The 12,141-nt window shown below is 54.0% G+C and carries 10 protein-coding genes; 4 read left to right on the top strand and 6 right to left on the bottom strand.

Going from position 1 to position 12,141, the window contains the following annotated elements; genetic code table 11:
- Window positions 1-60: 60 nt before the first annotated feature.
- The 3 genes from kdgA to zwf all read right to left on the bottom strand — a co-directional run bounded on the left by kdgA (window position 61) and on the right by zwf (window position 4,260).
- A complete protein-coding gene (kdgA, locus tag OGX75_RS06210; RefSeq protein ID WP_012132013.1) occupies window positions 61-702 on the bottom strand; it encodes a bifunctional 4-hydroxy-2-oxoglutarate aldolase/2-dehydro-3-deoxy-phosphogluconate aldolase in 642 nt (213 codons plus the stop codon).
- 37 nt (window positions 703-739) lie between these two features.
- Window positions 740-2,551, bottom strand: a complete 1,812-nt coding sequence (edd, locus tag OGX75_RS06215; RefSeq protein WP_049008840.1) for a phosphogluconate dehydratase — start codon at window positions 2,549-2,551, stop codon at window positions 740-742.
- A 233-nt stretch (window positions 2,552-2,784) separates the two neighbouring features.
- Window positions 2,785-4,260: a glucose-6-phosphate dehydrogenase gene (gene zwf, locus OGX75_RS06220; RefSeq protein ID WP_012132010.1), complete on the bottom strand. Its 1,476-nt coding sequence runs from the start codon at window positions 4,258-4,260 to the stop codon at window positions 2,785-2,787.
- Window positions 4,261-4,617: 357 nt separating this feature from the next.
- Here zwf and hexR point away from each other — a divergent pair, with 357 nt between their 5' ends.
- Both hexR and pyk read left to right on the top strand, forming a co-directional pair.
- Window positions 4,618-5,487 (top strand): DNA-binding transcriptional regulator HexR, encoded by an 870-nt coding sequence (gene hexR, locus OGX75_RS06225; protein WP_012132008.1) that lies wholly within the window; start codon window positions 4,618-4,620, stop codon window positions 5,485-5,487.
- A 123-nt stretch (window positions 5,488-5,610) separates the two neighbouring features.
- Window positions 5,611-7,053, top strand: a complete 1,443-nt coding sequence (gene pyk, locus OGX75_RS06230; RefSeq protein WP_012132007.1) for a pyruvate kinase — start codon at window positions 5,611-5,613, stop codon at window positions 7,051-7,053.
- Window positions 7,054-7,137: 84 nt separating this feature from the next.
- Here the strand turns inward: pyk and lpxM are convergent, their stop codons facing one another.
- The 3 genes from lpxM to znuA form a co-directional block, all read right to left on the bottom strand.
- Window positions 7,138-8,109 carry a lauroyl-Kdo(2)-lipid IV(A) myristoyltransferase gene (lpxM, locus tag OGX75_RS06235; protein WP_047464025.1) on the bottom strand — a complete coding sequence of 324 codons (972 nt, stop codon included), beginning with the start codon at window positions 8,107-8,109 and terminating at the stop codon, window positions 7,138-7,140.
- A gap of 119 nt (window positions 8,110-8,228) precedes the next feature.
- A complete protein-coding gene (gene mepM / locus OGX75_RS06240; protein ID WP_049008838.1) occupies window positions 8,229-9,548 on the bottom strand; it encodes a murein DD-endopeptidase MepM in 1,320 nt (439 codons plus the stop codon).
- 15 nt (window positions 9,549-9,563) lie between these two features.
- On the bottom strand, window positions 9,564-10,508 hold the full coding sequence (gene znuA / locus OGX75_RS06245; protein ID WP_060937470.1) for a zinc ABC transporter substrate-binding protein ZnuA: 945 nt from the start codon (window positions 10,506-10,508) through the stop codon (window positions 9,564-9,566).
- Between the two features lie 78 nt (window positions 10,509-10,586).
- Here znuA and znuC point away from each other — a divergent pair, with 78 nt between their 5' ends.
- The gene (gene znuC / locus OGX75_RS06250) at window positions 10,587-11,342 is read left to right on the top strand and encodes a zinc ABC transporter ATP-binding protein ZnuC (RefSeq protein ID WP_012132002.1); all 756 of its coding nucleotides are present in this window, start codon (window positions 10,587-10,589) and stop codon (window positions 11,340-11,342) included.
- Complete coding sequence (gene znuB, locus OGX75_RS06255) at window positions 11,339-12,124, top strand: zinc ABC transporter permease subunit ZnuB (protein WP_012132001.1); 786 nt, start codon at window positions 11,339-11,341, stop codon at window positions 12,122-12,124. The genes znuC and znuB overlap by 4 nt, the downstream gene beginning before the upstream one ends.
- Window positions 12,125-12,141: the final 17 nt, after the last annotated feature.

Genomic DNA, 12,141 nt, shown 5'->3' on the forward strand with positions numbered 1-12,141 from the left:
CCGGCCTACAACCCTATAAAACGTAGGCCCGGTAAGCGTCGGCGCCACCGGGCATTTGGCTTACTGTTTCGCGCCTTCTACCGCTTCGCGAGCCAGTTTCGTGATGCGATCGTAGTCCCCCGCTTCCAGCGCGTCAGCCGGAACCAGCCAGGAACCCCCGATACACAGAACGCTTTTCAGCGCCAGGTAGTCACGGTAGTTCGCCGGAGAGATACCGCCAGTCGGGCAGAAGCGTACCTGAGAGAACGGACCTGCGATCGCCTGCAACGCTTTGGTGCCGCCGTTAGCTTCCGCCGGGAAGAATTTGAACTCTTTCAGGCCGTAGTCCATACCCAGCATCAGTTCGGAAACAGTGCTGATACCTGGAATCAGCGGAATGGTGCCTTCGGTCGCCGCTTTCAGCAGAGGCTCCGTCAGGCCCGGGCTGATAGCAAACTGCGCGCCCGCTTCCGTCACTTCCGCCAGCTGTTGCGCGTTCAGAACCGTACCCGCACCAATGATCGCTTCCGGCACTTCTTTCGCGATAGCACGGATGGCATCCATCGCACACGCGGTACGTAAAGTCACTTCCAGAACGCGCACACCGCCTGCAACCAGCGCTTTTGCCATCGGCACCGCGTGTTCCAGTTTGTTCACCACGATCACCGGTACAACCGGGCCTGTGGTCAGGATTGCTTCTGCACTTGTTTTCCAGTTTTTCATCAGAGTTTTCTCTCGCCTGAGTACAAAATTTGTCGTCTTAAAACGTCATACAGGTTGCGCCCTGCTCGGCGCCGGACAGTTTTTCACGCAACGCGCTGAACATCTCACGGCCTGTACCGATGCGCGATGCGCTCAGGTCAGGAATGTGAGGCTGGCGAGCGGCAAGTTCCGCATCATCAACCAGCAGCGTCAGTTCGCCTGTCTGTCCATTCACACGAATAATGTCGCCATCGCGTACTTTCGCCAGCAGCCCGCCATCATAGGCTTCCGGGGTTACATGGATTGCTGAAGGCACTTTACCTGAAGCACCGGAAAGCCGTCCATCGGTAACTAACGCAATTTTGAAACAACGGTCCAATAATACACCAAGTGGCGGCATGAGTTTATGTAATTCTGGCATTCCGTTCGCTTTTGGTCCCTGATGGCGCACAACCACCACGCAATCGCGGTCAAGCAGACCCGCTTCAAAAGCCGGTAAAACATCATGCTGACTTTCAAAAACAACCGCTGGCGCTTCAATAATTTGATTTTCAACCGGCACCGCAGACGTTTTCATGACCGCGCGGCCAAGGTTGCCGCTCAGCACTTTCGTTCCGCCGTGGTGGGAGAACGGCTTATCAAAGGTGGCAATCACATTGCTGTCCAGGGATTTCGCCACCCCTTCGCGCCAGTCCAGTTCGCCGTTGTTCAGCCACGGTTCGAAGGTATAGCGAGACAGACCAAAACCCGCCACGGTATTCACATCTTCATGCAGCAGTCCCGCATTCAGCAGTTCACGCATCAGTGCCGGTACGCCGCCTGCCGCCTGGAAGTGGTTAATATCTGCCGGGCCATTCGGATACAGACGCGCCATCAACGGTACGATTTCCGACAGATCGGAGAAGTCATCCCAGTTAATCAGGATGCCTGCCGCCCGCGCCATCGCGACGAGGTGCATGGTGTGGTTAGTTGAACCGCCGGTTGCCAGCAGCGCCACAATGCCGTTCACGACCACTTTTTCATCAATCATCTTACCGATCGGCATCCATTCGTTGCCGTTACCGGTCAGGCGCGTCACCTGGCGCGCGGCGGCAGCGGTCAGCGCTTCACGCAACGGCGCGTCCGGGTGAACAAAGGATGAGCCGGGCAACTGCATCCCCATGAACTCCACCACCATCTGGTTGGTGTTGGCGGTGCCGTAAAACGTACAGGTGCCTGGCGCGTGGTAAGAGGCCGCCTCAGATTCCAGCAGCGCCATGCGATCGACCTTCCCTTCCGCATATAACTGGCGGATACGCACTTTTTCTTTATTAGGCAGACCGCTTGCCATCGGGCCGGAAGGCACGAAAACAGACGGCAGGTGGCCAAATGACAGCGCCGCCATCGCCAGACCGGGGACGATTTTGTCACACACGCCAAGGAACAGCGCGCCATCAAACATATTGTGAGACAGCCCCACCGCCGCCGACATTGCGATCACTTCGCGGCTCAGCAGAGAAAGCTCCATACCGTCCTGCCCCTGCGTCACGCCATCACACATCGCAGGAACGCCGCCGGCGACCTGGCCTACCGCATTCGCAGAATGCAGCGCTTTGCGGATGATCTCGGGATAGTGCTCATACGGCTGATGAGCGGAAAGCATGTCGTTGTAAGAGGTGATGATCCCGATATTGTTACGCAACATGCTCTTCAGTGACGCTTTGTCGTCAGGCTGGCAGGCGGCAAAGCCGTGCGCCAGGTTACCGCATGCCAGCTGCGAGCGATGAACAGTGGATGTTCTCGCTTGTTCAATACGGGCGAGGTAGGCAGAACGTGTCTCACGCGAGCGTTCGACAATGCGTTTTGTTACGCGTAACAAATCTGGATTCATAGAGGCTCCTGAAATTTATTTGTCTGTGCCGCCGATTAACAAAGGGTTTCAGTAAGGTTAAATATTGCTGAATCGCTTGTTATATGGCGCACTGGGGCAAAATCACTTCCGGCAGTGTAATAAAAAAAGCCCCGCGGGTGAATCCACGCGAGGCTTAAAAGTGCAAAAATTGTTCTACAATCTGTGTTAGATCATGTTACCGGTAAAATAACACCTATGGGCTAGATGGAATTTTACTCAAACTCATTCCAGGAACGGCCATCACGGGTGATCATCGCCACCGAAGCGACCGGCCCCCAGGTCCCCGCCTGATACGGTTTTGGCGCATCATTATCCATTTCCCAGGCTTCAGTGATGGAGTCCACCCACTTCCAGGCCTCTTCAACTTCATCACGACGCACGAACAGCGCCTGAATACCGCGCATGGTTTCCAGCAACAGACGCTCGTAAGCATCCGCCAGATGCGTTTGATTGAAGGTTTCGGAGTAGCTCAGATCCAGCTTGGTGATCTGCAAATTGTGTTTGTGATCCAGACCCGGCACTTTGTTAAGCACCTGGATGTCCACACCTTCATCAGGTTGCAGACGGATGGTCAGCTTGTTCTGCGGCAGATCCTGCCAGGACTCTTTGAACAGGTTCAACTCAGGCGTCTTGAAGTAGACGACAACCTCAGAGCATTTGGTCGGCAGACGTTTACCGGTGCGCAGGTAGAACGGTACGCCCGCCCAGCGCCAGTTGTCGATGTCCACGCGAATCGCCACAAAGGTCTCGGTGTTGCTGCTCTTGTTCGCTCCCTCTTCTTCGAGGTAGCCCGGCACTTTTTTGCCCTGAGCAAAACCGGTGGTGTATTGCCCGCGAACCGTTTTCTCGCGCACGTTCGAGCGATCGATGCGGCGCAGCGACTTCAGCACTTTCACTTTCTCATCGCGAATGCTGTCGGCCGTCAGATCGGACGGCGGCGACATCGCAATCATGCACAGAATTTGCAGCAGGTGGTTCTGGATCATGTCGCGCATCTGGCCCGCCTGGTCGAAGTAGCCCCAGCGACCTTCAATGCCCACCTCTTCCGCAACGGTAATTTCCACATGATCAATCGTGCGGTTGTCCCAGTTATTCACGAACAGCGAGTTGGCAAAACGCAGCGCCAGCAGGTTAAGAACGGTCTCTTTGCCCAGATAGTGGTCGATACGGTAAACCTGACACTCTTCAAAGTACTCGCCTACCTGATCGTTGATTTCACGCGAGGTCGCCAGCGAGGTACCCAGCGGTTTTTCCATTACCACGCGAGCCGGTTTAGCGTTCAGCTTCGCTTCACCCAGACCTTTACAGATGGCGCCAAAGGTGCTCGGCGGCATCGCAAAATAGTTAATGGTGGTGCGCGATTTTTGATCCAGCATGGCTCCCAGGCGACCGAACGCCTCAGTGTCGTTAACGTCCAGATTGCAAAAATCCAGACGGCCGCTCAGGGTATCCCACAAGCCTTCATCAATCTTTTCTTTCATGAAGGTTTCGAGCGCTTCGCGAACCACTTTGGTATAGGCATCTTTGTCCCAGTCCGCGCGACCCACCCCGATAATACGGGTATCCGGGTTAATCTGACCGGCTTTCTCCAGTTGATACAGGGAAGGCAGCAATTTTCGGCGCGCCAGGTCGCCTTTCGCGCCGAAAATGACCAGGTCACATGCCTGGGCTGTTTGCGTTACCGCCATGTCATTCTCCTCAGTTAAATATCCCGGTGCTTTTGCCAGGGTATAGTTGTAATTTTATTACAATGCACTGTACTGCTTTTACGTGAATCCCGAAACTGTAAACGCTTATCCACCCGTGCGATTCGGGCGATCTTCGGTTTTCCCGCGGTTAATAGCCGTAAAACAGATAAAAAAATTGTCGTTTTCGTACATGTGACAGACAGCTAAAATCAGACACCGATCATGTAATGAAAAAAAACAACAACTATTCTATCCATTTTGCCCCCTTCCCGGATGCTCAGGGGTAATATCTAACAAAATCGCATCTCGATTTCTCACATCATTGAAATCGTTATTAACTGTGAGCTTTTCTACATCATGAATATGCTAGAAAAAATCCAGTCTCAACTGGAACATTTGAGCAAGTCAGAACGTAAAGTAGCCGATGTTATCGTTGCCTCCCCCGACCGCGCGATTCATTCAAGTATTGCTACGCTGGCCCAGGAAGCGAACGTCAGTGAGCCTACCGTGAACCGTTTTTGCCGCAGCATGGATACGCGCGGCTTCCCTGATTTTAAACTGCATCTGGCACAAAGTCTGGCGAATGGTACCCCTTATGTTAATCGCAATGTGGATGAAGATGACAGCGTTGAGTCCTATACGGGGAAAATCTTCGAGTCTGCGATGGCCAGTCTGGACCACGTTCGCCAGTCGCTGGATAAATCTGCGATAAACCGTGCCGTCGATTTGCTCACCCAGGCGAAGAAAATCGCCTTTTTTGGTCTGGGTTCCTCTGCGGCCGTGGCGCACGACGCCATGAACAAGTTTTTTCGCTTCAACGTGCCGGTGATCTACTCCGACGACATTGTCCTGCAACGTATGAGTTGTATGAATTGTAGCGATGATGACGTGGTCGTGCTTATTTCCCACACCGGCCGAACCAAAAGTCTGGTGGAACTGGCGCAGCTGGCGCGCGAAAACGATGCGATGGTGATTGCGCTAACCTCTGCCGGAACGCCGCTGGCACGAGAAGCAACGCTGGCAATTACCCTTGATGTGCCGGAAGATACTGACATTTATATGCCCATGATCTCTCGACTTGCTCAACTGACCGTGATAGATGTGCTGGCAACAGGATTTACTTTGCGTCGTGGGGCAAAATTCAGAGATAACTTGAAGCGTGTCAAGGAAGCGCTCAAGGAATCGCGTTTTGATAAAGAATTACTCATCAAGAGTAATGACAGCTAAAAGCAATAACAATGTTCTATCCTTTTCGTCATTCGGATACGTTCATTTTTAACCGTTAAGGTCTCAGAACGACCGGATCAATGTTCACGCAACACCAAGTTGTTTCAGTCAACGGAGTATTACATGTCCAGAAGGCTTCGCAGAACCAAAATCGTTACCACGTTAGGCCCGGCAACTGACCGCGATAACAACCTTGAAAAGATTATCGCTGCTGGCGCGAACGTCGTACGTATGAACTTCTCTCACGGCACGCCGGAAGATCACAAAGTGCGCGCGGATAAAGTTCGTGAGATTGCCGCCAAACTGGGGCGTCATGTGGCGATTCTGGGTGACCTCCAGGGGCCAAAAATTCGTGTATCCACCTTTAAAGAAGGCAAAGTTTTCCTCAATATCGGCGATAAATTCCTTCTTGATGCCAACCTGGGCAAAGGCGAAGGCGACAAAGATAAAGTCGGTATTGATTATAAAGGCCTGCCTGCTGACGTCGTGCCTGGCGACATCCTGCTGCTTGATGATGGTCGCGTACAGCTAAAAGTGCTGGAAGTTCAGGGCATGAAAGTCTTCACCGAAGTGACCGTCGGCGGCCCGCTCTCTAACAATAAAGGGATCAACAAGCTGGGCGGCGGTCTCTCCGCCGAAGCGCTGACCGAGAAAGATAAAGCGGATATCGTTACCGCAGCGCAGATCGGTGTGGATTATCTGGCTGTCTCCTTCCCGCGCTGCGGCGAAGATCTGAATTATGCACGTCGCCTGGCGCGCGATGCAGGTTGCGACGCCAAAATCGTCGCGAAAGTAGAACGCGCGGAAGCCGTCTGCGACCAGAACGCAATGGACGACATTATTCTTGCATCAGACGTGGTGATGGTTGCGCGTGGCGACCTCGGCGTTGAGATTGGCGATCCTGAACTGGTCGGGATTCAAAAAGCGCTGATTCGCCGCGCTCGTCAGTTGAATCGTGCGGTGATTACCGCCACGCAGATGATGGAATCGATGATCACCAACCCAATGCCGACCCGCGCGGAAGTGATGGACGTGGCGAACGCCGTGCTGGACGGCACCGACGCCGTCATGCTGTCGGCAGAAACGGCGGCAGGACAATACCCGGCAGAAACCGTTGCGGCAATGGCGCGCGTTTGCCTGGGCGCAGAAAAGATCCCGAGCATCAATGTCTCTAAACACCGTCTGGATGTCCAGTTCGACAACGTTGAAGAAGCGATCGCAATGTCCGCCATGTATGCAGCGAACCACCTGAAAGGGGTAACGGCGATTATCTCCATGACCGAATCCGGTCGTACGGCGCTGATGACTTCGCGTATCAGTTCCGGCCTGCCGATTTTCGCCATGTCCCGCCATGAACGCACGCTGAACCTGACCTCTCTTTACCGTGGCGTTACGCCGGTTCACTTTGACAGCGCGGCGGACGGCGTTGTTGCGGCAAGCGAAGCAGTTAACCTGCTGCGCGATAAAGGCTATCTGGTTTCGGGCGATCTGGTTATCGTGACCCAGGGCGACGTGATGAGCACCATCGGCTCCACCAATACCACGCGTATCCTGACCGTCGAGTAATCGTTGGTGATGAGCCTGATGGCGCTTCGCTTATCAGGCTTACAGGCCGGGTAACAAAAAAGCCTCTCTGACGAGAGGCTTTTTTTATTTGATGGGATACCACTCTTTGCGCTTATACGGCTGAATTTCACCCGGTTTGCGGGTTTTGAGCAGTTTCAGAATCCAGGTATATTGCTCAGGATGCGGTCTGACAAAAATCTCCACCTCTTCATTCATCCGTCTGGCGATAGTGTGGTCATCCGCAGTCAGAAGATCGTCCATCGGCGGTCGCACCAGAATGGTCAGACGGTGCGTTTTACCATCATAAACCGGGAAAAGCGGCACCACGCGAGCACGACACACCTTCATTAACCGGCCAATGGCTGGCAGCGTCGCTTTGTAGGTTGCGAAGAAATCAACGAACTCACTGTGTTCCGGGCCATGATCCTGATCCGGCAGATAGTATCCCCAGTAGCCCTGACGGACAGACTGGATAAACGGCTTGATGCCATCATTGCGCGCATGCAGACGACCACCAAAACGACGACGGACCGTGTTCCAGACATAGTCAAATACCGGGTTGCCCTGGTTATGGAACATCGCCGCCATTTTCTGCCCCTGGGACGCCATCAGCATCGCGGGAATATCCACGCCCCACCCGTGCGGCACCAGAAAGATCACCTTTTCATTATTCCGCCGCAGCTCATCAATGATCTCCAGCCCCTGCCAGTCGATGCGCTTTTGCAGTTTTTCAGGCCCACGAATCGCCAGTTCGGCCATCATGGTCATCGCCTGTGGCGCGGTCGCAAACATTCTGTCGACGATAGCTTCACGCTCTGCTTCGCTGTACTCAGGAAAACACAGAGATAAGTTGATCAGCGCGCGACGCCGGGCGCTTTTCCCCAGACGTCCGGCAAAACGTCCCAGCTTCGCCAGTAAAGGATCGCGAAACGACGCGGGCGTTAATGCAATACCCGCCATTGCAGCCACGCCCAGCCAGGCACCCCAATAGCGTGGATGACGAAAAGATTTCTCAAACTCAGGGATGTACTCAACGTTATTTTTTTTCGTTTCCATGCTTTTCCAGTGTTTGATGCCACGAAAAGTAAATCTGTTGATAGTGTAGCGGCGCGCTGTGCGCCACACAAAATAAAAAAGCCGGTACGCATCGCGTACCGGCTCCATAAGCGTATTTATTAATCGAAGCGCAACTGCGGCAGGACTTCTTTAACCTGCGCCAGATAAGCACGGCGGTCAGAACCTGTCAGCCCTTCGGTACGCGGCAGTTTTGCCGTCAGCGGGTTAACAGCCTGCTGGTTAATCCAGACTTCATAGTGCAGATGCGGCCCGGTAGAGCGCCCGGTATTGCCTGACAGCGCGATACGATCGCCACGTTTCACTTTCTGCCCAGGTTTCACCAGCAGCTTACGCAGGTGCATATAACGCGTGGTGTAAGTACGGCCGTGACGGATAGCGACATAATAACCTGCCGCGCCGCTGCGTTTCGCTACCACGACCTCGCCGTCACCAACCGACAGCACGGGCGTACCTTGCGGCATCGCAAAATCGACGCCTTTATGCGGCGCAACGCGACCGGTCACCGGGTTCAGACGACGCGGATTAAAGTTTGACGAAATGCGGAACTGCTTCGCCGTCGGGAAGCGCAGGAATCCTTTCGCAAGCCCTGTGCCGTTTCGGTCATAGAACTTACCGTCTTCCGCGCGAATCGCGTAATAATCTTTTCCATCTGAACGCAGACGCACGCCCAGAAGCTGGCTCTGTTCACGCTTGCCATCCAGCATTTCACGCGACATCAACACAGAGAATTCATCGCCTTTTTTCAGCTTACGGAAGTCCATCTGCCACTGCATCGCTTTAATGACGGCGCTGACTTCTGCGCTGGTCAAACCGGCGTCTTTCGCACTGGCGACAAAGCTTCCGCCAACCGCGCCTTTCATCAGGCTATTGACCCAGTCGCCCTGCTGCATTTCGCTGCTCATTTTGAAACCCGTTCCGCTACGATCGTAGGTACGCGTTTCGCGGCGTGAGACTTCCCAGGTCAGGCGTTGCAAATCGCCGTCCGGCGTCAACGTCCAGGAGATCTGCTGGCCGATTTTCAGATTACGGAGTTCCTTATCCGCAGCGGCCAGTCGGCTGATATCGCCCATATCAATGCCATACTGATTCAAAATGCTGCTCAGCGTATCGCCGGTGGAGACAACATATTCATGCACGCCCACTTCGCCAGACGTTTTGTCGTCCAGCTCATCCTGTGGGATCGCTTCATCTTCCTGCGCCGCCTGATCAATCGGTTCGCTGGCTTCAGGCAGCAGCGAACGAATTTCACTCTTTTCCAGTTCGATGGTTTTGACGATGGGCGCAGAATCAGGGTGGTAAACGTAAGGCCGCCATACCGCGACGGCCAGTGTCAGAACAGTAAGCGACCCCAGCATAACGCGGTGGGGTCGGGGCAGATTATTAAATGCCAGGGCGACAGAGCGGGCTATCTGTTGCACGTATTCACTTCCTCATTAATCTCCTTTCAGGCAGCTCGCATACTGGTTGGCTAATTGATTCAGAAACGCTGAATAGCTTGTTTTACCCAGTTTAATGTTCGTTCCGAGGGGATCCAACGTTCCCATTCGAACGGATGTCCCTCTCGCAACGGCTTCAACGACCGCTGGCCTGAACTGTGGCTCAGCAAAAACGCAGGTTGCTTTTTGCTCAACCAACTGTGTTCTTATTTCATGTAAACGCTGCGCACCAGGTTGAATCTCAGGGTTCACGGTAAAGTGACCAAGCGGAGTTAGCCCATAATGTTTTTCGTAGTAGCCGTAGGCGTCATGAAAAACGAAGTACCCTTTCCCCTTGAGCGGTGCGAGCTCGTTACCTACCTGCTTATCGGTTGCGGCTAATTGTGCCTCAAAATCCTTCAGGTTGGCGTCAAGTTTGGCTCGACTTTGCGGCATAAGTTCCACTAATTTTTCATGGATTGCAACCGCTGAAGCCCGCGCTATCTCTGGGGAAAGCCAAAGATGCATGTTGTAATCACCATGATGGTGATGTGCGTCACCTTTTTCACCGTGCGCATGCCCGTGATCGTCATCGTCATCGTCGTCATCAGCGCCTTTCATGAGTAGCGGTTTCACGTCGGCGAGCTGCGCAATCGTTACCTGTTTTCCGTCAGGAATGTTCTTTACTGACTTTTCCATGAACGCTTCCATCTCAGGGCCGATCCAGACAACTAAGTCCGCGCCCTGTAAGCGTTTTACGTCAGACGGACGCAGTGAATAATCATGCTCAGACGCCCCATCCGGCAATAAAACCTGGGTGTCCGTGACGCCATCGGCAATGGCGGAAGCGATGAAACCTAAGGGCTTGAGAGAGGCGACAACGGCGGCATTTGCGGCCTGTGTTGCACCACCCCATAGCGCAGCGGATAATGCTGCGAAAAGAAGCGTATTTTTATGTAACATAATGCGACTAATCATCGTAATGAATGTGAGAAATGTGATATTATAACATTCTATGACTTCTGCAAGCCTAAAATTGACATGACGACTTTGGTTTCACTGGAAAATGTTTCGGTCTCTTTCGGTCAACGCCGCGTCCTTTCTGACGTGTCGCTTGAACTCAGACCAGGAAAAATTTTGACGCTTCTCGGCCCAAACGGTGCCGGGAAGTCTACGCTGGTACGCGTAGTATTAGGGCTGGTAGCGCCTGATGAAGGGCTGATCAAGCGCAACGGTCAGTTGCGTATTGGCTACGTCCCGCAAAAACTGTATCTCGACACCACGCTGCCGCTGACGGTAAGCCGCTTTTTACGCTTACGCCCCGGTACGCAAAAAACCGACATTCTTCCTGCCCTGAAACGCGTTCAGGCCGGGCACCTCATTGACGCCCCCATGCAAAAGCTGTCCGGCGGTGAAACCCAGCGTGTTTTGTTAGCCCGCGCGCTGCTGAATCAACCACAGCTGCTGGTGCTGGATGAGCCGACTCAGGGCGTGGATGTCAATGGTCAGGTCGCCCTGTACGATCTCATTGACCAGCTGCGGCGCGAGCTGGATTGCGCGGTGCTGATGGTCTCGCACGACCTGCACCTGGTGATGGCGAAAACGGATGAGGTGCTGTGTCTGAATCACCACATCTGTTGCTCCGGCACCCCTGAAATCGTTTCCATGCATCCTGAATTCATCTCTATGTTCGGGCCGCGCGGCGCAGAACAGTTGGGGATTTACCGTCATCATCATAATCATCGCCACGATTTACAAGGTCGTATCGTACTGCGCCGGGGAAATGGACACTCATGATTGAACTGTTATTGCCTGGCTGGTTAGCCGGGATCATGCTGGCCTGCGCCGCTGGCCCGCTGGGCTCGTTCGTGGTCTGGCGTCGGATGTCCTATTTTGGCGATACGCTGGCGCACGCCTCGCTGCTGGGGGTCGCTTTTGGGTTGCTGCTGGACATCAACCCGTTCTATGCGGTGATCGCCGTTACGCTGATGCTGGCAGCCGGTCTGGTGTGGCTGGAGAAACGCCCTCATCTCGCTATCGACACGCTTCTCGGCATTATGGCGCACAGTGCCCTGTCGTTAGGTCTTGTGGTCGTCAGCCTGATGTCCAACATTCGCGTGGACTTGATGGCTTATCTGTTTGGCGACCTGCTGGCCGTGACGCCGGAAGACCTGATTTTCATCGCCATCGGCGTGGTTATCGTGCTGGCGATCCTCTTCTGGCAGTGGCGTAATCTGCTGTCGATGACCATTAGCCCGGATCTGGCTTTTGTCGATGGCGTGAAGTTACAGCGCGTTAAGCTCCTGCTGATGCTGGTCACCGCATTGACTATCGGCGTGGCGATGAAGTTCGTTGGCGCGTTGATCATCACCTCATTGCTGATTATTCCTGCCGCCACGGCGCGTCGCTTTGCCCGCACCCCGGAGCAGATGGCGGGTGTCGCAGTAGGAATGGGTATGATAGCGGTTACAGGCGGTCTGACGTTTTCTGCGTTTTACGACACGCCGGCAGGCCCGTCAGTGGTGCTGTGTGCCGCGCTGCTGTTTATCTTCAGCATGATGAAAAAGCAGGCGAGCTAAGCGTGTGTTTCCCGGTG

Source organism: Citrobacter sp. CK199, from assembly GCF_030333285.1.
GTDB classification, from domain to species: Bacteria; Pseudomonadota; Gammaproteobacteria; order Enterobacterales; family Enterobacteriaceae; genus Citrobacter_B; species Citrobacter_B koseri.